Origin of the sequence: Sphingomonas sp., assembly GCF_030145815.1 — a bacterium.
Lineage (GTDB): Bacteria > Pseudomonadota > Alphaproteobacteria > Sphingomonadales > Sphingomonadaceae > Sphingomonas.
The window spans coordinates 131,155-152,778 of sequence record NZ_JAIXHL010000006.1; the positions used below are offsets into that span (position 1 = coordinate 131,155).

General features: G+C 65.4%; 28 protein-coding genes. 5 read left to right on the forward strand and 23 right to left on the reverse strand.

The window, feature by feature from the left end:
* Positions 1-39: 39 nt before the first annotated feature.
* Both aroA and cmk read left to right on the forward strand, forming a co-directional pair.
* Positions 40-1,374, forward strand: coding sequence for a 3-phosphoshikimate 1-carboxyvinyltransferase (aroA, locus tag KYX69_RS07290; protein WP_300495522.1), 1,335 nt, complete (start codon positions 40-42; stop codon positions 1,372-1,374).
* Entirely contained in the window at positions 1,371-2,006 is a 636-nt protein-coding gene (gene cmk, locus KYX69_RS07295) for a (d)CMP kinase (RefSeq protein ID WP_300495525.1), read from the forward strand. Before aroA ends, cmk begins: the two co-directional genes overlap by 4 nt.
* Here the strand turns inward: cmk and KYX69_RS07300 are convergent.
* The 19 genes from KYX69_RS07300 to KYX69_RS07390 form a co-directional block, all read right to left on the reverse strand.
* Positions 2,003-2,668: a hypothetical protein gene (locus KYX69_RS07300; protein ID WP_300495528.1), complete on the reverse strand. Its 666-nt coding sequence runs from the start codon at positions 2,666-2,668 to the stop codon at positions 2,003-2,005. The genes cmk and KYX69_RS07300 overlap by 4 nt on opposite strands.
* A complete protein-coding gene (locus tag KYX69_RS07305; protein ID WP_300495531.1) occupies positions 2,668-3,048 on the reverse strand; it encodes a cytochrome c-type biogenesis protein in 381 nt (126 codons plus the stop codon). Before KYX69_RS07305 ends, KYX69_RS07300 begins: the two co-directional genes overlap by 1 nt.
* On the reverse strand, positions 3,045-3,572 hold the full coding sequence (locus tag KYX69_RS07310; protein WP_300495534.1) for a DsbE family thiol:disulfide interchange protein: 528 nt from the start codon (positions 3,570-3,572) through the stop codon (positions 3,045-3,047). Before KYX69_RS07310 ends, KYX69_RS07305 begins: the two co-directional genes overlap by 4 nt.
* The gene (locus tag KYX69_RS07315) at positions 3,569-5,506 is read right to left on the reverse strand and encodes a heme lyase CcmF/NrfE family subunit (RefSeq protein ID WP_300495538.1); all 1,938 of its coding nucleotides are present in this window, start codon (positions 5,504-5,506) and stop codon (positions 3,569-3,571) included. The genes KYX69_RS07310 and KYX69_RS07315 overlap by 4 nt, the downstream gene beginning before the upstream one ends.
* Positions 5,503-5,937: a cytochrome c maturation protein CcmE gene (gene ccmE, locus KYX69_RS07320; protein WP_300495541.1), complete on the reverse strand. Its 435-nt coding sequence runs from the start codon at positions 5,935-5,937 to the stop codon at positions 5,503-5,505. Before ccmE ends, KYX69_RS07315 begins: the two co-directional genes overlap by 4 nt.
* Complete coding sequence (ccmD, locus tag KYX69_RS07325; RefSeq protein ID WP_300495543.1) at positions 5,934-6,065, reverse strand: heme exporter protein CcmD; 132 nt, start codon at positions 6,063-6,065, stop codon at positions 5,934-5,936. The genes ccmE and ccmD overlap by 4 nt, the downstream gene beginning before the upstream one ends.
* Entirely contained in the window at positions 6,062-6,778 is a 717-nt protein-coding gene (gene ccmC / locus KYX69_RS07330) for a heme ABC transporter permease CcmC (protein WP_300495545.1), read from the reverse strand. Before ccmC ends, ccmD begins: the two co-directional genes overlap by 4 nt.
* A gap of 68 nt (positions 6,779-6,846) precedes the next feature.
* Positions 6,847-7,173 carry a PilZ domain-containing protein gene (locus tag KYX69_RS07335; RefSeq protein ID WP_300495548.1) on the reverse strand — a complete coding sequence of 109 codons (327 nt, stop codon included), beginning with the start codon at positions 7,171-7,173 and terminating at the stop codon, positions 6,847-6,849.
* 123 nt (positions 7,174-7,296) lie between these two features.
* Positions 7,297-7,527, reverse strand: coding sequence for a 50S ribosomal protein L31 (gene rpmE / locus KYX69_RS07340; protein WP_066660932.1), 231 nt, complete (start codon positions 7,525-7,527; stop codon positions 7,297-7,299).
* A 119-nt stretch (positions 7,528-7,646) separates the two neighbouring features.
* Positions 7,647-8,126, reverse strand: coding sequence for a 3-hydroxyacyl-ACP dehydratase FabZ (gene fabZ, locus KYX69_RS07345; protein ID WP_300495550.1), 480 nt, complete (start codon positions 8,124-8,126; stop codon positions 7,647-7,649).
* Entirely contained in the window at positions 8,123-8,743 is a 621-nt protein-coding gene (locus KYX69_RS07350; protein WP_300495552.1) for an OmpH family outer membrane protein, read from the reverse strand. Before KYX69_RS07350 ends, fabZ begins: the two co-directional genes overlap by 4 nt.
* Positions 8,743-11,502 carry an outer membrane protein assembly factor BamA gene (gene bamA / locus KYX69_RS07355; RefSeq protein WP_300495554.1) on the reverse strand — a complete coding sequence of 920 codons (2,760 nt, stop codon included), beginning with the start codon at positions 11,500-11,502 and terminating at the stop codon, positions 8,743-8,745. The genes KYX69_RS07350 and bamA overlap by 1 nt, the downstream gene beginning before the upstream one ends.
* A 71-nt stretch (positions 11,503-11,573) precedes the next feature.
* Positions 11,574-12,710: an RIP metalloprotease gene (locus tag KYX69_RS07360; RefSeq protein WP_300495556.1), complete on the reverse strand. Its 1,137-nt coding sequence runs from the start codon at positions 12,708-12,710 to the stop codon at positions 11,574-11,576.
* The gene (locus tag KYX69_RS07365) at positions 12,707-13,864 is read right to left on the reverse strand and encodes a 1-deoxy-D-xylulose-5-phosphate reductoisomerase (RefSeq protein WP_300495558.1); all 1,158 of its coding nucleotides are present in this window, start codon (positions 13,862-13,864) and stop codon (positions 12,707-12,709) included. Before KYX69_RS07365 ends, KYX69_RS07360 begins: the two co-directional genes overlap by 4 nt.
* Positions 13,864-14,646, reverse strand: coding sequence for a phosphatidate cytidylyltransferase (locus KYX69_RS07370; RefSeq protein WP_300495559.1), 783 nt, complete (start codon positions 14,644-14,646; stop codon positions 13,864-13,866). Before KYX69_RS07370 ends, KYX69_RS07365 begins: the two co-directional genes overlap by 1 nt.
* The gene (locus KYX69_RS07375; RefSeq protein WP_300495561.1) at positions 14,643-15,383 is read right to left on the reverse strand and encodes an isoprenyl transferase; all 741 of its coding nucleotides are present in this window, start codon (positions 15,381-15,383) and stop codon (positions 14,643-14,645) included. The genes KYX69_RS07370 and KYX69_RS07375 overlap by 4 nt, the downstream gene beginning before the upstream one ends.
* On the reverse strand, positions 15,380-15,937 hold the full coding sequence (frr, locus tag KYX69_RS07380) for a ribosome recycling factor (RefSeq protein ID WP_300495563.1): 558 nt from the start codon (positions 15,935-15,937) through the stop codon (positions 15,380-15,382). The genes KYX69_RS07375 and frr overlap by 4 nt, the downstream gene beginning before the upstream one ends.
* A gap of 29 nt (positions 15,938-15,966) precedes the next feature.
* On the reverse strand, positions 15,967-16,698 hold the full coding sequence (gene pyrH, locus KYX69_RS07385) for a UMP kinase (RefSeq protein ID WP_300495566.1): 732 nt from the start codon (positions 16,696-16,698) through the stop codon (positions 15,967-15,969).
* Between the two features lie 176 nt (positions 16,699-16,874).
* Positions 16,875-17,198, reverse strand: coding sequence for a hypothetical protein (locus tag KYX69_RS07390; RefSeq protein ID WP_300495569.1), 324 nt, complete (start codon positions 17,196-17,198; stop codon positions 16,875-16,877).
* 65 nt (positions 17,199-17,263) lie between these two features.
* Between KYX69_RS07390 and KYX69_RS07395 the strand changes: the two genes are divergently transcribed.
* Both KYX69_RS07395 and KYX69_RS23185 read left to right on the forward strand, forming a co-directional pair.
* A complete protein-coding gene (locus KYX69_RS07395) occupies positions 17,264-17,446 on the forward strand; it encodes an antitoxin (RefSeq protein WP_300495572.1) in 183 nt (60 codons plus the stop codon).
* Complete coding sequence (locus tag KYX69_RS23185) at positions 17,412-17,705, forward strand: type II toxin-antitoxin system RelE/ParE family toxin (RefSeq protein ID WP_367280182.1); 294 nt, start codon at positions 17,412-17,414, stop codon at positions 17,703-17,705. Before KYX69_RS07395 ends, KYX69_RS23185 begins: the two co-directional genes overlap by 35 nt.
* Before the next feature lie 62 nt (positions 17,706-17,767).
* Here KYX69_RS23185 and tsf read toward each other — a convergent pair whose 3' ends face one another.
* Complete coding sequence (gene tsf / locus KYX69_RS07400; RefSeq protein ID WP_300495575.1) at positions 17,768-18,703, reverse strand: translation elongation factor Ts; 936 nt, start codon at positions 18,701-18,703, stop codon at positions 17,768-17,770.
* A gap of 103 nt (positions 18,704-18,806) precedes the next feature.
* A complete protein-coding gene (gene rpsB, locus KYX69_RS07405) occupies positions 18,807-19,649 on the reverse strand; it encodes a 30S ribosomal protein S2 (RefSeq protein WP_300495577.1) in 843 nt (280 codons plus the stop codon).
* Between the two features lie 280 nt (positions 19,650-19,929).
* Here rpsB and KYX69_RS07410 point away from each other — a divergent pair, with 280 nt between their 5' ends.
* A complete protein-coding gene (locus KYX69_RS07410; RefSeq protein WP_300495580.1) occupies positions 19,930-20,145 on the forward strand; it encodes a hypothetical protein in 216 nt (71 codons plus the stop codon).
* Here the strand turns inward: KYX69_RS07410 and KYX69_RS07415 are convergent.
* Together KYX69_RS07415 and KYX69_RS07420 are read right to left on the reverse strand one after the other, a co-directional pair.
* On the reverse strand, positions 20,090-20,881 hold the full coding sequence (locus KYX69_RS07415; RefSeq protein ID WP_300495582.1) for a phosphatidylcholine/phosphatidylserine synthase: 792 nt from the start codon (positions 20,879-20,881) through the stop codon (positions 20,090-20,092). The two genes, KYX69_RS07410 and KYX69_RS07415, sit on opposite strands and share 56 nt — an antisense overlap.
* On the reverse strand, positions 20,878-21,609 hold the full coding sequence (locus KYX69_RS07420) for a phosphatidylserine decarboxylase (protein WP_300495584.1): 732 nt from the start codon (positions 21,607-21,609) through the stop codon (positions 20,878-20,880). The genes KYX69_RS07415 and KYX69_RS07420 overlap by 4 nt, the downstream gene beginning before the upstream one ends.
* Positions 21,610-21,624 lie beyond the last annotated feature (15 nt).

A 21,624-nucleotide genomic window follows, 5' to 3' on the forward strand; every position in this document is an offset into this window, starting at 1 on the left:
CCTTGCCATAGCGCAAGCCCCCTGTCAAAGCCGCGGCCAATGAGCGCACATTCTCCCCTCCCCCTTGCCATTTCCGCCCGCGGCCCGTTGCGCGGCACCGTCACCGTTCCCGGCGACAAGTCGATCAGCCACCGCTCGCTGATGTTTGCCGGACTCGCGGTCGGTGAAAGCCGGATCGAAGGGCTGTTGGAGGGAGAGGATGTGCTCGCCACCGCCGCGGCGATGCGTGCGATGGGGGCGACGATCGAGCGGGACATGGACGGCATCTGGCACGTGGCAGGCGTCGGCGTGGGCGGACTGCTCCAGCCGCAGACGGCGCTGGAGATGGGCAATTCCGGCACCTCGACCCGTCTGCTGATGGGCCTGGTCGCCAGCCACCCGATTACGGCGACCTTTACCGGCGACGCATCGCTGTCGAAGCGCCCGATGGGCCGCGTGATCGACCCGCTGTCGGCGATGGGTGCGGAGTTCACCGCCAGCCCCGGTGGTCGCCTTCCGCTCACCATGCGCGGCCTCTGCCCCGCCGTGCCGATCGACTATACGCTCCCGGTCGCGTCGGCCCAGGTCAAGTCGGCGGTGCTGCTCGCCGGGCTCAACACGCCGGGCATTACCCGGGTGATCGAGCCCGTCCCGACCCGCGACCATAGCGAGCGCATGCTGCGCGGCTTTGGCGCAGATCTGACGGTCGAGGAGGCGCCAGAGGGCCGTGTGATTGCGATTCGCGGTGAGGCCGAGCTCAAGCCACAGCAGATCACCGTTCCCGGCGACCCGTCATCCGCCGCATTCTGGATGGTCGCCGCTTCGATCGTGCCGGGCTCCGATATCGTCATCGCCAATGTCGGCCTCAACCCGACGCGCACCGGGATCATCACGGCGCTTCGGATGATGGGCGCGGACATCACCGAACTGAACGCACGCGAGGTTGGCGGCGAGCCCGTCGCCGACCTCCAGGTCCGCCATGCCCCGCTGAGCGCGATCGAGGTGCCGCCCGATCTCGCCCCCAGCATGATTGACGAATACCCCGTGCTGTTCGTCGCCGCCGCCTTCGCCAGCGGGCGCACCGTCGCGCGCGGAGCGGAGGAGCTGCGGGTCAAGGAATCGGACCGAATCGCGGCGATGGTCGCGGCGCTCGCTCCCAACGGCGTGCAGCTCGAAGAGTTTGAGGACGGCCTCGCCATCCACGGCAATGGCGGCGACCTGCTCCCCGGTGGCGCACAGATCGCCTCGAAACTCGATCATCGTATCGCGATGAGCATGGCCGTGGCTGGACTTGGCGCGCGCAATGCCGTGTCGATCGACGATGCCAGCCCGGTCGCGACCAGCTATCCGGGTTTCTTCCCCACTCTCGACCGACTGACCGACCACCAGCCATGATCATTGCCGTCGACGGACCTGCAGCTTCCGGCAAGGGCACCATCGCCCGCGCGCTTGCCCGCCATTATGCCCTCCCGCATCTCGACACCGGGCTGCTCTATCGCGCCGTCGCTGCCACCGTGTTGCGCGACGAGCTCGACCCCGCGCAGGAGGCGGATGCGGTCGCCGCGACCAGCTTCGACGACCTGCTGCTCGCTGACGAATGGCTGCGCACCGACGAAGTGGGACAAGCCGCGTCGGTTGTGTCGGCGCATCCGCTGGTGCGTTCGGCGCTGCTGCAGCGACAGAAGCGCTTTGCCGCCCAACCCGCTGGCGCGATCCTCGACGGGCGCGATATCGGCACGGTGATCGCCCCCGACGCCGACGCCAAGCTGTTCGTCAAGGCAACCCCGATGATCCGCGCCCGTCGCCGCCATGCGGAACTGCGTAAAGGCGGCTCCTCGGTCAGCCTCGACCGCGTGCTCGCCGACATCCGCGCGCGCGACGAGCGGGACAGCAAACGCAGCGAAGCCCCGCTGATGGCAGCACCTGACGCCGCAGTACTCGACACGAGCTTCCTCTCGATCGAAGCAGCGGTGCAAAAGGCGATCCAGCTGGTTGACGCGCAGCTTGCGCAGCGGGCTTCGCGCTAATCCTGTCGCGCGCCGGGTGCCTGCACCGCCCGCGCCTGCATCGCAGCAATCATCTGCACCTGGATCAGCGCGCCCCGAATGTCCTGGCGATAGCTCGCGCGCTCCGGCGTTAGTTGCAGCGCGCGCCCGAGCCACGGGATCGCCGCTTGAGGCTGCCCGGCCCGCGCGAGCGCCATGCCGTAGAAAAAGGCTGGCCCAGGATGTTCAGGTGAAAGGGTCACGCCGCGGCGAAATGCGAGGCCCGCTGCGGGCGACATCGTCCCCTGATCCGCTTCCACCAATGCCATACCGAGCCACGTCCACAGGGCCGGAGATTGCGGCGACTGACGCACCGCCCCCAGCATCAGCTGTGCCGCCGTATCGGCCTTGCCCGACCGGATCAGCGCGTCTGCGGGATAAAAGGCATAATCGAGCGTGGTGAACTGTCCGAACATCGCAGACCGCAGCTCCCGCATCCGCGCCACGCCCGCTTCGTCCACCGCCACGGCCTTGCGCGCTGCGGCAGGCGCCCCGGGAAGCGCAGGCCGTGCCTGCAGTGCATAGCCAGTGGCACCGAGCATCAACGCGGCCGCCCCGAAACTCCACAAGTTCCGCGGCGCCCCGAACAGCGCGAGCAGGCCCAGCGCCACCACGCCGATCAACGCCAGCATCACCCATCCCATCAGCCGCGCCTCCTGCGAAAACTGCCGCGCGCGATCCACAGCCCCAGCGTCAGCAGCGCCAGCGGTGCCAGCCACAGCGGCGCGGTGGCCAGCGTCAGCGGCGGGTCATAGCTCACATAGCTGCCATAGCGTTCGATCAACCACGCCCGCACGGCCTCGGGCTTCTCCCCCGCGGCGATCTTCTGACGCACGATGCGGCGCATGTCCGCCGCCATCGACACATCGCTATCGGCAATCGACTGGCCCTGACAGACCAGACAACGCAGCTCGAACATCAACTCGGTCGCCGCCGCCTCCTGCCGCGCATCGGGCAGCTGGTTATAGCCGAGATCGACAGGCGCCGCCGACGCAGCCAGCGCAATGGCAAGCAGCACGCTCATCGCGCCGCCTCCAGCGCGGCGAGCAGCTTGGGCACGTCATCCTCACGGATATCGCCAATATGCTGCATCGCGATGCGGCCCTGTCCGTCGATCACGAACGTCTCAGGCACGCCCGACGACCCGATCCCAATCTGCACCGCGCGCTGGCGATCGTCGCCGATCCGCGCATAGGGGTCGCCATAGCGCGCCAGGAACCCGGCCACCGCCTCCGGCGTATCGGCAATCGCGATCGCGTCGATCTGCACCCCGGCGGCCTTGAGCTGCATCAGCTGCGGCGCTTCGGCGATGCACGGCACGCACCAGCTGGCAAAGACATTGAGCAGACGGGGCTTGCCAGTGGCTAGGTCCGCACGGCTCAGGCCCTGTTTGCCCTGAACCATTGCAGGCAATGCGAATTCGGGCAGCGGCTTCCCGACCAGCGCCGACTTGACCACCGCCTCGCCGCTCCCGCGCAGTCCATATATCGCGACCGACACCAGCGCGGCAAAGCCGATCAACGGCAACCACAATTTCCAGCGGCTCATTCCGCCTCCTCCCGCCGCCGCGCATTGCGCCGCTCGCGGAACAGCCGTCCGAACAGTGACAGCGCCCCGCCCAGCGCGATCAGCCCGCCGCCGAACCAGATCAGCGTCACGAACGGCTTCCACCACAGCCGCAACTGCCAGCGCCCCTGCGCGTCCTGCTCGCCAAGCACGGCATAGAGCTGTCCGTTCCAGCGCGTCTCGATCGCTGCCTCGGCGGTATCGGTCGGGGGCGAGGGATAGAAACGACGCTGCGGGCGCATCAGGATTGTGGAACTGTCATCGCGCCGCGCGGTCAGCCGCCCCTCAACCGCCGTCCAGTTATCGCCGATCGCAGGTCCAACGCCATCCAGCACGACCCGCCACGGCCCAACCTGATAAGGCTGACCATAGACCGCCGCGACCAATCGTTCCTTGGTAAAGGCACTGTCCGCCGCCATACCGGCCAGGCTTACGGCAACACCGAAATGCGCAACCACCATACCCCAGGTGAAGAGCGGCGTGCGCAGCAGGTTGCGCTTCCACAGCGGCGCAAAGCTCGCAACCGCCAGCCCAGCGGCCAGGCCGAGCGCCACCAGTTCCATCCAGCCCGTGTCGCTCGCGAAAACGAACGTCGCCGCCATTGCGAGCATGGCCGCCGCGACCGGGGCCGTCAGCTTGCCCAGCACCGCATTGGCGTCGTCCCGCCGCCATTTGAGCAGCGGCCCGATCGCCATCGCCGCGACCAGGATCAGCGCGATCGGCCCCGTGGTCTTGTTGAAGAAGGGCGGCCCAACCGACAATTGCTCACCCATCGCCTGCGCCGCGATCGGATACAGCGTACCGATCAGCACGATGCCCAGGATCACGGTGAGCAGCAGATTGTTGAGCACCAGCCCGCCCTCACGGCTCAGCGGATCGAAGCCCTGCCCGGCCCGCACCGTCCCTGCGCGCAGCGCGAACAGCAGCAGCGCACCGCCGATATAGAGTGCCAGCAGGACGAGGATGAACGACCCACGCGTCGGATCGACCGCAAACGCATGCACGCTGGTCAGAATGCCCGAGCGCACCAAGAATGTGCCCAGCATCGACATCGAGAATGCGACGACCGCCAGCATCAGCGTCCAGGCACGCAGCCCGTCCCGCGCCGCCAGCACGTTAACCGAATGGAGCAGCGCCGTCGCGGCGAGCCACGGCATGAGTGAGGCGTTTTCGACCGGGTCCCAGAACCACCAGCCGCCCCAGCCCAGCTCATAATAGGCCCAATAGCTGCCCGCCGTGATCCCGATCGTCAAAAACACCCACGCGGCCAGCACCCAGGGCCGCATCGCGCGTGCAAAGGCCGGACCGACCACGCCGGTCACCATCGCACCGACCGCGAACGAGAACGCAACCGACAGCCCGACATAGCCGAAGTAAAGCGTGGGGGGGTGGAAGGCGAGGCCAGGGTCCTGCAGCAACGGGTTGAGCCCCAGCCCATCCACCGCCGCCGGATCGAGCCGCGCGAACGGGTTCGATGCGATCAGCAGGAACGCATAGAAACCCAGCGCAATCGCCGCCTGCGCCGCGAGCGTGGCGGTCAGCGTCGCGCGATCAAGCTGCCGCTCCAGCAAGGCAATCGCGCCACCCGACAGCGCGAGCACAGTGACCCACAGCAGCATCGAGCCTTCATGGTTCCCCCATGTGCCCGCGATCTTGTACAGCATCGGCTTGGCCGAATGGCTGTTCTGCGCGACCAGCAGCACCGACATGTCCGACTGGACAAACAGGGTGATCAGCAGCGCGAACGAGAGGGCCGCAAGCAGCCCCTGCACGATCGCCACCGGGCGCACCGCTGCGATCAGGTCGCCGCCCGACGGGCTGGCCTGCATGCGCAGGCCCAGCCCCGCCGCAAGCAGCTGGAGCAGCGCCAATGCCGCCGCGAACCACAGCGCCGCCAGTCCGGCCTCGGCAATCATCGTGTCATGTTCTCCGGCGCGGGCATCTTGTCGGCGATCTCCGGCGGCATGTAGCGCTCGTCATGCTTGGCAAGCAGATTGTCGGCGGTGAAGCTGCCATCGGGCATGAACTTCCCTTCAGCCACGACGCCGGAATGTTCCTTGAACAGGTCCGGCGCAACACCGGTAAAGCGCACCGGGACGGTCCCGCCATTGTCCGCGACAATGAAGGTGATGGTGACGCCATCGGCCAGCTTCTTGATGCTGCCCGCCTGCACCATGCCGCCCAACCGCACCGCGCGGCCGGGCTCGGGCGCCTTGGTCGCCAGATCGCTCGGCGTGTAGAAAAACGCCGCTTCGTCGCGCAGCGCCGACAACGCCAGGCCGCTCGCCCCGCCGATTGCGGCAAGCGCAAGCAAGCCGAGCGTCAGCCGTTGGTGCTTCGCCTTCATCGCCGGTCCTTCATCGCGTCCGCAGCCGCCTCGGCCCGCCGCATCGCGCGCCAGCTGAACAACGACAGGCCGCCGATCCCGGCAACCACGACGACATAGGCGGCGATGATGAACGGCCAGTGGTTCATGCCGCGAGCCTCCGCATCCGCGCCTCGACCCTCTGCTCCGCCAGCATGGCGCGCATCCGCATCAGCACGATCCCACCAAATAGCAGCGAAAAGCCGGGCAGCGTCAGCAGCAGCGGCCACAGCATCGAATCGTCGATGGTCGATTTGGTCAGCGTCAGGCTCTGTCCCTGATGCAGCGTGTTCCACCACACCACCGAATAGCGGATGACCGGCAGCAACACGGTACCCGCGATCCCGAACAGCGCCGGAATCCGCCCGTCCCCGCCCCGCTCGCGATCGGCGCGTTCCAGCGCGATCCAGGCGATATAGATGAAGAACAGCAGCAGCATCGATGTCAGCCGCCCGTCCCACTCCCACCAGGTGCCCCAGGTCGGACGGCCCCAGATCGATCCGGTGATCAGGCACAAAGCGGCGAACACCGCGCCCACTGGCGCAGTCGCCCGCGCGGCCAGCGCCGCCAGCGGATGCCGCCACACCAGATAGGCAAAACACGCGATCGCCAGTGCGCTCCACCCACCCATGCCCAGCCATGCGCTCGGCACATGGATGTACAGGATGCGGACGCTTTCCTTTTGCAGATAGTCGGGCGGCGTTTGCGTCAGGCCACCCCAGGCGCCGACAAGCGTCATCAGCAGCCCGCTCCAGAACAGGATGGGCGTCAGCGGGCGCGCGATCTTGAGGAAGCGCGTGGGGTTGGCGAGTGCGTGGATCACGGCGTTTGGCCGCTCTTAGGCGGATTCGCCGGCAAGTCCAAATGCGATGTGCGGGATGACCCGCGCGATCAGGCGATCAGCGCCTCGAACTCGTCCTCGCTCAGCGGGATCTGGAACTCCAGGCCGGCTTCGAAGTCGTTCGACCAGACCACACGGGCGGCCCAGTGGCCGACATGCGGCAGGGTCAGCCAGATGACCGAATCGCGGCGGACTTCGGAGTAGGTCTCGATCTTCGCACCATGGGTCGACAGATCGACCACCTTGCACAGCGCGCGGTCTAGCCCGCCGCGACCGACCTTGACATCGAGCGACACCGGCGCACGCGGCGCGCGGCGGCGGCCCAGCACGGCCGGTTCGAATTCTGCGGTGAAACTGCGCTTGCCGGTGAAAACCATGCGCAGAGCCTAGGTCACGATGGCTAAAGCCGCGTTAACGGCTTGCCACAATGCAAACGGCCCGCCCCGGGCGTCCGGGACGGGCCGTGTATCGGGTTCAGCCGGGCATCACGCCCGCGCCGCTCACTTCTTGGAGAGCGAGAGACCACCAAAACGCTTGTTGAAGCGTGCAACCTGGCCGCCGCTGTCGAGCATCTGGCCGCGACCGCCGGTCCATGCCGGGTGCGCGAGCGGATCGATTTCCAGCTGCATCAGATCGCCTTCCTTGCCCCAGGTCGAACGCGTCTCATAGACGGTACCGTCGGTCATCTGGACCTTGATCATGTGATAATCGGGGTGCGTATCGGGCTTCACGTGTCTATTCCTTGAATTGAGCGCCGGTTTCCGACCGGCAATAAGAAGGCGCGGCCCCTAACAGAGCCGCGCGCTTCATGCAATGGAGTTCAGGGGCGTGGCGCTGCCGCCAACCAGAATCAAGCGCTGGGCGGGTCCGCGATCATCGCTGTGAACTCGCACTCGGTCGCCAGATCGTCGCCGAGATATGCCTTACCCGCGAACTTGCAGATTCGCGCACGCTTCTGCACGAACGCGACCTCAAGCCGCAGCAACACGCCCGGCTCGACCGGCTTCCGGAATTTCACGCCGTCGATCGACATGAAATAGACCAGCTTGCCAGTGCCGGCGAGGCCAAGGCTCTCGACCGCGAGCACACCCGCCGCCTGCGCCAGCGCCTCCACCTGGAGGACGCCGGGCATGATCGGCCTTCCCGGGAAATGCCCCTGGAAGAACTCTTCGTTGATCGACACCGCCTTGATCGCGACGATTCGCTCGTCAGGGATCAGCTGCTCGACCCGATCGACGAGCAGCATCGGATAACGATGCGGCAGCGCCGCCATCACCCGCGTCACGTCGAGCGGGCCAATAGCGGCCCTTCCTTCGGCGGCTTCGCTCACCGGCCGGTGGGCGCCGGCTGAGTCGGCTGCGCTGCGGGAGCCTGCTGCTGCTGCGGCGGGGGCGCAACGGTCTGCACGCTCGGCAGCTGCTGGTTGAGCGCCGCCAGCACCGCATCGGTAATGTCGATGTTGGTCGCCGAGTAGAGGGTCGCATCCTTGGCCAGCGCGATATGCGCGCCGCGCTGCTGCGAAATCTGCTCGATGACCGGCATCATGCGCTGCGCAACCTGCTGGTTCACATACTGCACGTTGCGCTGGAAGGTCTGCTGGCGCTCGGCGAACTGCTGCTGCGCGGTTTGCTGGCGCTGCTGGAACGCCTGAATGCGCGCGGTAAGTGCGGCATCGGGCTTGCCATTGGCTGCCTTGAGCGCCGCCTGAAGCGCGGTTTCTTCGGTCTGCAGCGGGGTCGCCTGCTGCTGTGCGAACTGCTGCAGCTGCGTGCGCTGTGCCTGCAGCTGCTGCGCCGCGGCGGTGCAGGCGGTGCAGCTGCTCATCACACGGTCGGTATCGACGATCGCGATCTTGGTGTCGACCAGCGCCTGCGCTGCCGCCGCACCGGCGCCAAGCGTGACGCCCGCGACCGCAACCGCGGCGAGAATGGTTTTGGTGTTACGCATCAGAAGGAAGTCCCTACGTTGAATGTGAAGAGCTTGGTGTCGTCACCCTTCTGGGTGAGGAAAGCATGGGCAAGGTCGAGCCGCAGCGGCCCGAACGGCGAGTTCCAGTTGACGCCGATGCCGACCGACAAACGCGGCTTGGGCGAATTGCCCAGGAAGTTCTCGATGAACGGATCGGTCGTGATGTTGTAGACCGAGTTCACCGACGTGCCCGAGCACGCCCCGCCAAGAGTGGCCGAATAGCCGATCGAACAGGTCGTGAGCTGCCCCGGCGCCACCGAATCGGTCAGCGGCACCGCAAACAGGGCGCGCCCTTCCGAATCGAACTGCGGCGTCTGGATCGGCAGCAGCGATGGCGAACCGTCCGCGTTGAACAGCAGATTGCCGGACCCATCGGTCGCCTGGGTAAAGTTCGCGGTCTTGTTCGGCTCGCGCACGCCCCAATTGGCGCCGGCCATGAAGAAGATCGACGGGCGAATGCCCATTTCACGCGCGCCCGCGCCCAGCGGGATCTCGAGCTCCAGCTTGCCGAGATAATAGGCCCGACCGCCGATCGCGTCGTCGAAGATCTGTTCTTCGTTGGTGATCAGCGCCTGGTTCCCCCCTGCGACGCTGCCGGTATAGCTGACGCGCTGGATGCGCGGGCCGACGCCGCGGATGTCGAACCCACGGAACTGCGGCTCGCCAAGGAAGAAGCGATCGGTGATGCGGACCGGATCGACGCCCGGAGCGGCGTCTTCAAGGCTGTGGATATAGCCACCCTCAAGCCCGGCGGAGAAGATGAACCCGCTGCCGATGTTCCAATATTTGTCGGCGTCGAAACGACCGCGCAGATACTTTACGTCACCACCAAGACCCGCAAAATCGGTGCCCAGCACCAGCCGCTGGCCGCGCGTCGGGCGCAGACGGCTGTTCAGGCTGTCATAGATCAGCGACAGGCCGACGCTCGAAGTCCAGCGCTTACCCAGCGCCTCGCACAGATAGCGACCGGCCTTGAGCGGATCGCACGCACCGTTGGTGAAGAACGTGCTCTCGTCCAGCGTCACCGAATCATGCGTCAGCGAATAACGGCCCGACAAGGTCCAATATTCGGTCAACGGCACGCCCAGCACGACCTGACCGCCGGTTGACACCTGCTGATAGGTGGTGCGGCGGTCGGTGCCGAGATAGTTGAACGAGTTATAGTCGCGGCGGAAGATCGTACCGCCCAGCGCAACGTTCTGATCGAACAGATAGGGCTCGGTGAAGCCCAGCTCGACCGACTTCGAATAGCTCGAATAATCGGCCGACAGGCGCAGATCCTGGCCCTTGCCGCGGAAGTTGCGCTGGCGGATCGAGCCCTGGAAGATGAACCGCTCAAGGCTCGAAAAGCCCGCCGACAGCGTCAGTTCGCCGGTCGATTTTTCCTCGACATTGGCGGTCAGGATGACGCGGTCGGGTGCCGATCCTTCCTTCTGCTCGATCTCGAACTTCTCGTTGAAATAGCCGAGCGAGTTGATGCGGTCCTGCGACCGCTTGACGAGGAAGGTGTTGAACGCGTCGCCCTCGGCCAGACGCATTTCGCGACGGATCACCTTGTCCTGCGTCTGGGTGTTGCCGGTGATGTCGATCCGCTCGACATAGGTGCGGCGCGCTTCGGCGATGTTGAAGTTGATCGACATCGTCAACTTCTCGCGATCACGCTGGAAGTCGGGGCTGACATTGGCAAAGGCGTAACCGAATGCGCCGGCCGTTTCCGACAGCTGGTCGATCGTATCCTCGACCAGCTTGGCGTTGTACCAGTCGCCTTCCTTCATCGCGAGGCCCTTGGCGAGCGCCTCGTCGTCGAAGTCACGGATGTTGCTGTCGACCGAAACCTTGCCGAATTTGTAGCGCGGGCCTTCCTCGACCACATAGGTGATGATGAAATCGCGCTTGTCCGGGGTCAGTTCCGCCACTGCCGAAACGACGCGGAAATCGGCATAGCCTTCGGTCAGATAGAATTGGCGCAGCTTCTGCTGGTCATAGGCCAGACGGTCCTGATCATAGCTCGTGTTCGAGCTCATGATCGTGGTCAGGCGCGCCTGCTTGGTCGCCATCTCGCCGCGCAGCTTGCCGTCGCTGAACTGCTCGTTGCCGATGATGTTGATCTGGCGGACCTTCGATTTCGGCCCTTCGCGCACCTCGAACACGATATCGACGCGATTCTGGTCGAGGCTGACCATCTTCGGCTCGACCGTCGCGGCAAAGCGGCCCTGACGGCGATACAGCTCGACGATCCGGGCGACGTCGGCGCGCACCGCCGTGCGGGTGAACATCTGGCGCGGGGCGAGCTTGATTTCCTTGACGATCTTGTCGTCCTTCAGGCGCTTGTTGCCCTCCAGGATGACGCGGTTGATCACCGGATTTTCACGCACGCGCAGCACGATGTCGCCGCTCTCGACGCCCTCGATCGTGACGTCGGCGAGCAGCTCGCTCGCCAGCACGTCGCGGATCGCCTGATCGAGGCTCTCGGTCGTGTAGGTCTGCCCGACCCGCAGGCGGGTGTAGGACAGCACCGTCTCCGGCTCGAGCCGCTGCGTGCCCTCCACCCGCAGCGTGCGGATGGTGCGCGTCTCCGCCGCAACCGCCGGAGCGGGCTGCTGCGCTGCAGGTGCGGGCGCCGGGGCCGGAGCCTGCTGGGCCTGAGCGGCGGTGGCGAGCGCGAACCAGGTCGTGCCAGTCAGCAGGACCGCGGAGGCGCGCACGCCGAATTTCGTAACCTTGAGTGCCGTCACCATCCCACCCCAGTCGGATCCAAGAAATATTGGTCGGAAGCCTGCGTCCATTTGCACGCCCTGCCCCAACCGGTTCAGCCGATCAACCCGGCCAGGCTTTTCCACACGCCAAATGCGCCCAGATCGTTGAATGTCACCAGCAGCATCAATGCCAGTATCGCCATCATCCCGCCGCGAAACGCCCATTCCATCACCTCAGGCTCGACGGGCTTCCGGCGCACCGCTTCGACGGCATAGAACAGAAGATGGCCGCCATCCAGCACCGGGACTGGCAACAGGTTGATGAATCCGAGATTAATCGAGATGAGCGCGGCCATGATGATGAACTGCTCGAAGCCGAGCGAGAGCATCTCCCCGGAAACCTTGGCGATTCGCAGCGGCCCGCCCAGTTCGCTGACCGGCACCCGGCCCATGATCAACTGACCCAGGCCATCGATCATCGTCCCGACGAGAGACACGGTTCGGTTGAACCCGACGATCGGTGCCTGCCACAGCGAAACCGGCGTGCGCACGATCTCGTCGCTCGGCGCGATGCCCAGAACGCCGCGGCTCGTTTCGTTGCCGAAGCGGTCCTTTTCGACCCGCCGACCGATCACCGCCTCGGTGCTCGCCGGCTGTCCGTCGCGCACATAGTCGATCTGGACCTTCATCCCCGCACGCAGCGAGGTGAAGCGCATCATGTCCTCAAAGGTTTCGACCTCACGCCCGCCAATTGCGACGAACCGATCGCCGGGCTTCAGGCCAGCTGCCGCCGCGGGGGTGCCGGGCTGGATCGGCCCGGCCACCGCCGGCATCTTCGCCTCGCCATAGGCAAAGGCAAACGCGCCAAGAATCGCAATCGCCACGATGAAATTCGTGATCGGCCCTGCCGCGACGACAATCGCGCGCTGCCACAGCGGCTTGGCCTGAAAGGTCTGCGCCCGCTCCGCCGCCGGCAACGCCAGCCATTCGGGGCTGGGCTGCCCCGCCGGGTTCATGTCGCCGGCGAACTTGACATAGCCACCCAGTGGCAGCCACCCGAACTTCCACCGTGTCCCGCGCTTGTCGGCAAAGCCCGCGACCTCGCGTCCGAACCCGATCGAGAATGCCTCGGCCTTGATCCCGAAATAGCGACCGGCAGCGTAATGACCTAGCTCGTGCACGAACACGAGCGGCCCGATGATCAGGATGAAGGCGATCAGGTAGAGGAAGAAACCGGGATTTTCGGTCAAGCGACGCAGTCCTTCACACGCTCACCCGCCAGTGTCCGCGCCTCCGCGTCGATCGCCAATACCTGATCGAGCGTGTCCGGCGCGGCCGGGTCGTAGCGATCGAGGGTATCCGAGACGATTGCGGCAATTTCAAGAAAGCCGATCCGCCGCGCGAGGAAAGCCGCGACCGCTACCTCGTTCGCCGCGTTCAGGATCGCCGGGCGCGCCCCGCCCGCCGCCAGCGCCTCCCGCGCCAGCTTCAGGCACGGGAAACGCTCATAATCCGGCGCCTCGAAATCCAGCCGCCCGATGGTGGCAAGATCAAGGCGCTGGCACGGAGTCTCCATCCGCCGCGGCCATGCCAGCGCATGCGCGATCGGCACCCGCATGTCGGGCGAGCCGAGTTGCGCCAGCACCGACCCGTCGACATATTCGACCATCGAATGGATCACCGACTGGCGATGGACGATCACGTCGAGCTGGTCGGGCGTCACCGGGAACAGGTGGAACGCTTCGATCAGTTCCAGCCCCTTGTTCATCATCGTCGCCGAATCGACGCTGATCTTAGCACCCATCGACCAATTGGGGTGCGCGACGGCCTGTTCAGGCGTGATCGCACGCATTTCGTCCAGCGTGCGCTCGCGGAACGGCCCGCCACTCGCGGTCAGGATGATGCGTGCGATGCGATCGGCATTCTGCGTCTCAAGACACTGAAACACCGCATTATGTTCGGAATCGACCGGCAGCAGCGTCGCGCCGGTCGCGGCGGCCGCCTGCATCATCACGTCGCCCGCCGACACCAGCGACTCCTTGTTCGCCAGCGCCACCGCTTGCCCGCCTTCCAGCGCCGCCAGCACCGGTTTCAGCCCGGCCGTCCCGACGATCGCCGCCATCGTCCAGTCCGCACCCATCCGCGCCGCATCGCACACCGCATCGGGACCGGAGGCGACCGCGATCCCCGTTCCCGCCAGCGCCTCGGCCAGCGCCTGGTGACAGGTCGGATCGGCGACGACGGCCAGCTTCGCCGACACGCGTTTCGCCACCCCCGCCAGCTTGGCGACGTCGCAATTGGCGGTCAGCGCGACGACCTCGAACGCGGCGGGATCGCGCTCGATCAGGTCGAGCGTCGACGTGCCCACCGATCCGGTCGCACCCAATATCGTTACGCGTTTCATCAATATCCCTGAATCACGACCAGCAGCGCGGCGATCGGAGCGACCGGCACCAGCCCGTCGAGCCGGTCGAGCACACCGCCATGCCCGGGCAAGACGGTCCCCGAATCCTTCACCCCCGCGCGCCGCTTGAGGTGACTTTCGTACAAATCCCCCGCCTGTGCCAGCACCGCCAGCACCGGCGTCGCCAGCACGAGCGTCAGCGGCAGGCCCCATAGCGTCAGCAGCAGCGCAAAGCCCGTCGCCGCGATCACCCCGCCGACCAACCCGGCCCAGGTCTTGTTCGGGCTCACTGTGGGCATCAGCTTCGGTCCGCCGATCGCGCGCCCGGCGAAATAGGCCCCGATATCGCACGCCCACACCAGGGCCATGGCCCAGAACGCCAGCAACAGCCCGCCGTCATGCCCGCGCAGATAGAGCAAGGCGAGAACCGGCAGCCCGACATAAATCGCCCCGGCTCCCAGCGGCCCGCTGCGCGTCACGATCGCGAGGAAGAAGAACGCGGCAAAGATCAGCCCCAACGCCAGAAAGCTCGGTCCCGCCGCCCAGGGCGACATGATCGCCAGCGGCACCATCAGCGCATATTGCGCCAGCTTGCGCTGCCCGGCATCCGCGCCGTGCAGCCCGCCCCATTCATGGATCATTGCCAGCGCGCCCAGCGTCACCAGCAGCCAGAATGCAAAGTCGCCGAACCACAAGGCCGCCGCCGCCACCGCGATCAGCGCGACCCCGACCACGGCACGCGTGCCCAGGTCGGCGTTCTTGCGGGGCGGAACCGGCGTCACAGCCCCCCGAACCGGCGCTGCCGCCGCCCGAACTGCGCAATCGCATCGGCCAGCGCAGCGCCATCGAAATCCGGCCACAAGGTTTCGACGAACAGCAGCTCGGCATAGGCCGCCTGCCACAGCAGGAAGTTGGACAGCCGTTGCTCGCCCGATGTGCGGATCAACAGGTCGAGCGGGGGCAGGTCATGCGTGGCCAGCGCGTCGCTGAACATCGCCTCGTCGATCGCCTCGGGAGCGACCTCGCCGGCCTTGGCCGCGCTGGCCAGCCGCCGCGCCGCCGCAACAATCTCGGCCTGCGCGCCGTAATTCAGCGCGATCACCAGCGTCGCCCCGGTGTTGACCGAGGTCCGCGCAATCGCCTCGTCGATCATCGCCACCAGATCGCCCGACAGCGCGTGATAGTCGCCAATCACGCGCAACCGCACATTCTCGGCCACCAGATCCTTCAGTTCATTCTTCAGGAAATGGCGCAGCAACCCCATCAGGTCGCGTACTTCCTCCTCGGGACGCCGCCAATTTTCGGACGAAAAGGCGTAGAGGGTCAGCACCTCGACGCCCTGCTCGCGCGCCGCCTTCGACACGCGACGCACCGCCTCCACGCCCTGCTTGTGCCCGGCGATGCGCGGCAGCCGCCGGGACTTCGCCCAGCGACCATTGCCGTCCATGATGATGGCGACGTGGCGGGGGACGGCCCCGCCTTCCGGTCCAGCCGGAAGAGGCGCGGAGGCCGCGGTCACTTGCCGAGAATTTCCTTTTCCTTGGCACTCGCCGCCGCGTCGATCTCCGCGATCGTCGCGTCGGTCAGCTTCTGGACGTCGGCCTCATGCCGCTTGCGATCGTCCTCGCCAAACTCGCCCTTCTTCTCGTCGGTCTTCAGGCTGTCCATCCCGTCGCGGCGGACATTGCGCACCGCGACGCGCGCGGCTTCGGCATATTTGCTGGCAAGCTTGGCCAGCTCCTTGCGGCGCTCTTCGGTCAAATCGGGGATCGGCAGGCGCAGATTCTGCCCGTCGACGATCGGGTTTAGGCCCAGGCCGGCTGAGCGGATCGCCTTGTCGACCGGGCCGACATTCGACTTGTCCCACACCTGCACGCTCAGCATGCGCGGTTCGGGCGCCGACACCGTCGCAACCTGATTGAGCGGCATGTGCGACCCGTAAACCTCGACCGTCACCGGCTCGAGCAAGGTGGTGCTGGCACGCCCGGTGCGCAGCCCGCCCAGGTCATGCTTCAGCGATTCGACCGCGCCGTGCATCCGGCGCTCCAGATCGGCCTTGTCATATGCGGCCATAGCTCAGGTTCCTCTTATTCTGTCTTAACTTAAGCGGATACGGGCGGGTTGCGGACGATGGTCGACGTACCTTCGCCGCGCAAGACCGCTTCCAAAGTGCCCTCGTCGCGGATGTTGAACACCACGATCGGAATGTCGTTGTCGCGGCACAATGCCACCGCAGTCGCGTCCATCACCTTGAGGTTGTCGACCAGCACGCGGTCGAAGGTCAGTTCCTCATAGCGGGTCGCGTCGGCGACCTTTTTCGGGTCGGCATTATACACGCCATCGACGCTGGTGCCCTTGAACAGCGCATCGCAATTCATCTCGGCGGCGCGCAGAGCGGCGGTGGTGTCCGTGGTGAAGAACGGCAGACCCGTGCCCGCGGCAAAGATCACCACACGGCCCTTCTCCATATGCCGCATCGCCTTGCGCCGGATATAGGGTTCGCTGACCGACGCCATCGGGATCGCCGACTGCACGCGGGTATCGACGCCCAGCCGCTCGAGCGTATTCTGCATCGCCAGCGCGTTCATGACCGTAGCGAGCATGCCCATATAATCGGCGCTCGCCCGCTCGAACCCCTGCGCGGCACCCGCAAGCCCGCGGAAGATATTCCCGCCCCCCACGACCATGCAGATCTCATACCCCGCCTCGGTCGCCGCCTTCACCTCGCGCGCGACGCGCTCACAGGTGGCGGGATCGATGCCGAACTGCCCCTGCCCCATCAGCACTTCGCCGGAGAGTTTGAGGAGGATGCGTTTGAAGCGTGGCGCGGTCATCTGGCCCTATTGTGTGTCGGGGGTTGGGAGCGGCGCGGACCTTAGGCGCGGGCGCGTGCGAAGCCAAGCGGGGAAACCGGGGATGCGCGACTTGGCCGGGTAGGCGTACCTCGCAAGGTAGCGGCCCCATTCAAGGATCACGCAATGTCTGCAGTCTTAAGACTAACCGAGCCGCTCTATGTGGCGCCGAACCAATGTGAAGCCGCCTTCTTAACATCTTCTGGAATAGCTTGCCTTGAGCCATGGTCAGGCGAAGGCCCGATAATTCTGGAGTAAGTTAGATCATCGAAATCAAAATCGAACGTGTAGCATAAACCGTCTCTTGTGACGAACGTGCCTGTGACCGTATCGTCACCGTCTGGAGTGACATCGACGAACATCACGTCGCCACGATCAAATCCAAAATGCTCCACATTTTTAAAGAGATACTTCGAATCGTTTTTGCCCGGATGATTCCAGAATATCGTTCCACCGCGAATCCGCTCGTTGAAGTCGATCAAGGTGGATATCGCGTCTCTCATTCCGGCCCCTCGCGTCGCCTTCGATGAGATGGTATATGGCGCGCATGAACGCCGAACGCGAAATCTTCGAACGCCCCGATGAGGCGGAAGCCGATAGGCTTTCCGACGCAGAAGCTGACGCGGATATCGCGGCAGGGCGCGTCGTGGATCATGAGGAAGTGGCCGCGTGGCTGGCGACGTGGGGAAAACCCGATGAGAAGCCAGCGCCGGAAGAATGGTTCAAATAGTCTGGACACAGCGCGCGCTTGTTCGCCTGCGCTTGATCCGGTCTATGTAGAGCAGTTTGATCCCACAGCCGCAGAGCTATTGGCCAGCCGACTAGTGGACGCCGCGAACAGTCTCCGCGATTTTCCACATCGCGGACGGCCTGCCGAGCGAGGACGGCGCGAGCTGGCGACCGTTCCACCTTACGTCATTCGCTATCTGGTGAAGGGGCAGCGCGTCTTTATCAACGACATCAAGCACGGCCGCCAACGCCACGACTGACCAGCAAAAAAGGGCGCGGCCATCGCTGCCCGCGCCCTCCTTGTTCCGTAAGGATCGAACGATCAGCCGGCCGCAGCTGCCGTCGCCGCCACTTCCGCTGCGAAGTCGCTCTCTTCCTTCTCGATACCCTCGCCGAGCTGGAAGCGGACATAGTCGACCAGCTTGATCGACGCGCCGGCGTCCTTGCCCGCCTGTGCGATCACGTCGCCGACCGGGGTCTTGCCGTCCATGACGAACGCCTGGGTGAGCAGCGCGTTCTCCTTCTTGAACTTCTCGACCGGGCCGTTGAGGATCTTGGCTGCGACCTCTTCCGACTTGCCGACGATCTTGTCGGCGTTCTTTTCGCGCAGGATCGCGGCTTCACGCTCGACGACCTCGGGGTCGAGGTCTTCGATCGACAGCGCCAGCGGGAAGGCAGCGGCGATGTGCATCGCGATCTGCTTGCCCAGCGGCTCGAGCACGTCGACGCCCGCGTCCGATTCGAGCGCGACCAGCACGCCGATCTTGCCCAGGCCCGGGGCCGCAGCGTTGTGGACGTACGGGATCACCGCGCCGTTGGTCACTTCGACCTTCTTCGCGCGACGCAGCACCTGATTCTCGCCGATCGTGGCGATGTTGGCCACCAGCACCTCGTCGATGGTGCCACCGGCGATCGCCTGCGCCTTCAGCGCCTCGACGTCATCGATGCCCTTGTCGAGCGCCACACCGGTCACTTCGCGAACGAAGCCCTGGAAAATCTCGTTCTTCGCGACGAAGTCGGTCTGCGAGTTGACCTCGACGGCCACGCCCTTGGTGCCCGCGACGGCAACGCCGACCAGGCCTTCAGCAGCGGTGCGGCTGGACTTCTTGGCGGCCGCGGCCAGGCCCTTCGAACGCAGCCAGTCGCTGGCCGCTTCGATGTCACCATTGGTCTCGGTCAGCGCCTTCTTGCAGTCCATCATGCCGGCGCCGCTCTTCTCGCGCAGTTCCTTGATGGCTGCTGCAGTGATCTCGGCCATGTTCTTGTTCCTCAGTTTAAGCGGTTAGCTTCAAATATGGTGCGGGCGGGACAAAGCTCAAACGCCCTGCCCCGCCCCCATTACGGTTCGATGACCAGAGCGCTTACGCGTCGATCTGGCGCTCGCCCTCGGCTGCGGTTTCCGGGTCGGTCGCTGCGGCCGGCGCTTCCGGCTCGGCTTCGACGGCCGGAGCCGGCTCGGCCAGCGCGGCTTCGACCGGCGGCACTTCGGCTGCACCGAAATCGCCGCTGCTCATCTGCGCCTGGTTGTTGCCGCGGGTTGCCGCGATCGCGACGGCTTCGCAGTACAGGCGGATCGCGCGGCTGGCGTCGTCATTCGCCGGAACCGGGAATGCGATGCCGTCGGGCGAGACGTTCGAATCGAGGATCGCGACGACGGGGATGCCCAGCGTGTTGGCCTCCTTGATCGCCAGCTCTTCCTTGTTCGCGTCGATCACGAACATGATATCGGGAACGCCGCCCATGTCGCGGATGCCGCCGAGCGACAGCTCGAGCTTGTCCTTCTCGCGGGTCAGGTTCAGCACTTCCTTCTTGGTCAGGCCGTGCGTGTCGCCCGACAGCTGCTCTTCCAGCGTCTTGAGGCGCTTGATCGAGTTGCTGATGGTCTTCCAGTTGGTGAGCATGCCGCCCAGCCAGCGATGGTTGACGAAATGCTGGTTCGACTTGCGCGCTGCCTCGGCAATCGCTTCCTGCGCCTGGCGCTTGGTGCCGACGAACAGCACCTTGCCACCGCCGGCGACGGTCGAGCTGATGAAGTCCAGCGCGCGCGCGAACAGCGGCACGGTCTGCGACAGGTCGATGATGTGAACGCCGTTGCGGTCGCCGAAGATGTACGGCTTCATCTTCGGGTTCCAGCGATGGGTCTGGTGACCGAAGTGTGCGCCCGATTCGAGCAACTGCTGCATGGAGACGACAGGTGCCGCCATAGGGATAGATCCTTCCGGTTGAGCCTCTGGGAAGCGAGTGACCGTGAGCCGAAAGGCCCGCAGCACCGGGTTATGTTGCTTCCCATGCGGGGTTGAAGGTGGCGCGCTTAGTCGAGTTCACGCGATAGCGCAAGAGAACAAAAGCGGATTACGGTGCTTGACGGGTGGAACGTTAATGGAACATAAAGGGTTCACACAGCGGACAGGGAACCTTGGCCGCGCCTGAGCGTCGCGAATCGTCAGGATTCCAGTCGCTTAGGAAGAATCCGGGAGGCTTATGATGGTCGCTGTTCTTGCCACGTTGTTGTTCACCGCCGCGTTTGCCGCGTCGCTGTGGGCGATGTTTGTCACGATTGCGCCGCGCATCGATTATATGCGCGCTCTGCTGCGCGGTGACACCGTCCCGGCACTGGCACCGGTTCAGGCACCGCGCGTGCGGGTCACGCCGCGGGCGGCACCCCGCCGGATTTCGGCCCCGCTGCAGGCCGCGGCATAGTGCGCGCATAGGATCGCGCGCTGAACGGCAGCGTTGCGAGATAGGCAAGGCAGATGACAGTCAGCGTCTGCCATGGCGCAGTCACCAGCGCGGCAGCGAGAATGACGACGACCACGAGTGCCTCGAACCGCACATTGCGGCGCAGGCGCAGGGATTTCCACGAATAGGTGGCGATACTCGACACCATCAACAGGCCGACGAACGCGACCCATGGCGCGACGATCCAGGGCGATCGCGCGAGCGGCTCCTCGCTCCACAACCAGACATAGATCGGCAGCATCGCCAGCGCAGCCCCTGCCGGTGCCGGAATTCCGGTCAGGAACCCAGCCAGCTTGCGCGGCTGCACATCGTTATCGAGCTGAGAGTTGAACCGCGCCAGCCGCAGCGCGCAGAATACGGCGTAAAGCAGCGCGACGATCCAGCCGAGCTTGGGCACGGTCATCAATGACCAGAGGTAGAGGATCAAGGCCGGGGCGACCCCGAATGAAATCGCGTCGGACAGGCTGTCCAGCTCTGCCCCGAAGCGACTTTCGGCGCGCACCATCCGCGCCACCTGGCCATCGATGCCGTCCAGCGCACCGGCCAGCATCACCATCAGCACCGCGCGCTCCCATTCCTCGCCAATGGCGAAGCGGATGCCGGTCAAACCCGCGCACAACGCCAGCGCCGTCACCGCGTTCGGCGCCACCGCGCGCAGCGGAAGGCCGCGCATCTGGCGACGCGGGCGCAGACTCATTGCGCCACGCCCTGAGCCGGCGCGCCACCCTTCAGGCCGACGATGGTCTCACCCGCCAGGCAGCGCTGCCCCAGCGCCACTTGCGGCGCGTAATCATCGGGCAGAAACACGTCGAGGCGGCTGCCGAACCGGATCAGGCCGAACCGCTGCCCTGCAGCAACGATGTCGCCCGGCTTGACGAAGGTCACGATCCGCCGCGCGACAAGGCCCGCAATCTGCGTGAAACCGACGCGCGTGCCGTCATGGGTTTCCATTACGAAATGCTGCCGCTCATTTTCCTCGCTCGCCTTGTCGAGGTCGGCGTTGAGGAACTTGCCTGCAATATAGACGACCTGACGGATCGTTCCGGCCATCGGGGTGCGATTGATATGGACGTCGAACACGGACATGAAGATCGAAACGCGCACCCGCGTCGCTTCGTTCAATCCCTCCGGTCCCGCAATCTCGCGCGGCACCGGCACGCGCTCGATCATCGTGACCAGGCCATCGGCGGGCGAGATGATCATCCCCTCCCCCTGCGGCGTTACGCGGATCGGATCGCGGAAGAAGGCGGCGACCCAGATCGTCAGGCCGATCAGCGCAAAGCCGAGCTCATCCCAGATCGCGAAGAGGAACAGGATCGTGATCGCCGCAGAGATCAGCACATATTTGCGACCCTCGGGATGGACCGAGGGGAAGCGCCACTTGACGGTATTGGTGACGACGGGCGGGGTATCGAGTGAGGACATGGGCTGGGGTCTAGC

What these genes read in the sequence shown, in the direction of transcription:
- aroA (WP_300495522.1), top strand. Translation starts at nt 40, where the DNA reads ATGAGCGCACATTCTCCCCTCCCCCTTGCCATTTCCGCCCGCGGCCCG.
- cmk (WP_300495525.1), top strand. Translation starts at nt 1,371, where the DNA reads ATGATCATTGCCGTCGACGGACCTGCAGCTTCCGGCAAGGGCACCATC.
- KYX69_RS07300 (WP_300495528.1), bottom strand. Translation starts at nt 2,668, where the DNA reads ATGGGATGGGTGATGCTGGCGTTGATCGGCGTGGTGGCGCTGGGCCTG.
- KYX69_RS07305 (WP_300495531.1), bottom strand. Translation starts at nt 3,048, where the DNA reads ATGAGCGTGCTGCTTGCCATTGCGCTGGCTGCGTCGGCGGCGCCTGTC.
- KYX69_RS07310 (WP_300495534.1), bottom strand. Translation starts at nt 3,572, where the DNA reads ATGAGCCGCTGGAAATTGTGGTTGCCGTTGATCGGCTTTGCCGCGCTG.
- KYX69_RS07315 (WP_300495538.1), bottom strand. Translation starts at nt 5,506, where the DNA reads ATGATTGCCGAGGCCGGACTGGCGGCGCTGTGGTTCGCGGCGGCATTG.
- ccmE (WP_300495541.1), bottom strand. Translation starts at nt 5,937, where the DNA reads ATGAAGGCGAAGCACCAACGGCTGACGCTCGGCTTGCTTGCGCTTGCC.
- ccmD (WP_300495543.1), bottom strand. Translation starts at nt 6,065, where the DNA reads ATGAACCACTGGCCGTTCATCATCGCCGCCTATGTCGTCGTGGTTGCC.
- KYX69_RS07335 (WP_300495548.1), bottom strand. Translation starts at nt 7,173, where the DNA reads ATGGTTTTCACCGGCAAGCGCAGTTTCACCGCAGAATTCGAACCGGCC.
- KYX69_RS07350 (WP_300495552.1), bottom strand. Translation starts at nt 8,743, where the DNA reads ATGCGTAACACCAAAACCATTCTCGCCGCGGTTGCGGTCGCGGGCGTC.
- bamA (WP_300495554.1), bottom strand. Translation starts at nt 11,502, where the DNA reads ATGGTGACGGCACTCAAGGTTACGAAATTCGGCGTGCGCGCCTCCGCG.
- KYX69_RS07365 (WP_300495558.1), bottom strand. Translation starts at nt 13,864, where the DNA reads ATGAAACGCGTAACGATATTGGGTGCGACCGGATCGGTGGGCACGTCG.
- frr (WP_300495563.1), bottom strand. Translation starts at nt 15,937, where the DNA reads ATGGCCGCATATGACAAGGCCGATCTGGAGCGCCGGATGCACGGCGCG.
- pyrH (WP_300495566.1), bottom strand. Translation starts at nt 16,698, where the DNA reads ATGACCGCGCCACGCTTCAAACGCATCCTCCTCAAACTCTCCGGCGAA.
- KYX69_RS07395 (WP_300495572.1), top strand. Translation starts at nt 17,264, where the DNA reads ATGAACGCCGAACGCGAAATCTTCGAACGCCCCGATGAGGCGGAAGCC.
- KYX69_RS23185 (WP_367280182.1), top strand. Translation starts at nt 17,412, where the DNA reads ATGAGAAGCCAGCGCCGGAAGAATGGTTCAAATAGTCTGGACACAGCG.
- tsf (WP_300495575.1), bottom strand. Translation starts at nt 18,703, where the DNA reads ATGGCCGAGATCACTGCAGCAGCCATCAAGGAACTGCGCGAGAAGAGC.
- rpsB (WP_300495577.1), bottom strand. Translation starts at nt 19,649, where the DNA reads ATGGCGGCACCTGTCGTCTCCATGCAGCAGTTGCTCGAATCGGGCGCA.
- KYX69_RS07410 (WP_300495580.1), top strand. Translation starts at nt 19,930, where the DNA reads ATGGTCGCTGTTCTTGCCACGTTGTTGTTCACCGCCGCGTTTGCCGCG.
- KYX69_RS07415 (WP_300495582.1), bottom strand. Translation starts at nt 20,881, where the DNA reads ATGAGTCTGCGCCCGCGTCGCCAGATGCGCGGCCTTCCGCTGCGCGCG.
- KYX69_RS07420 (WP_300495584.1), bottom strand. Translation starts at nt 21,609, where the DNA reads ATGTCCTCACTCGATACCCCGCCCGTCGTCACCAATACCGTCAAGTGG.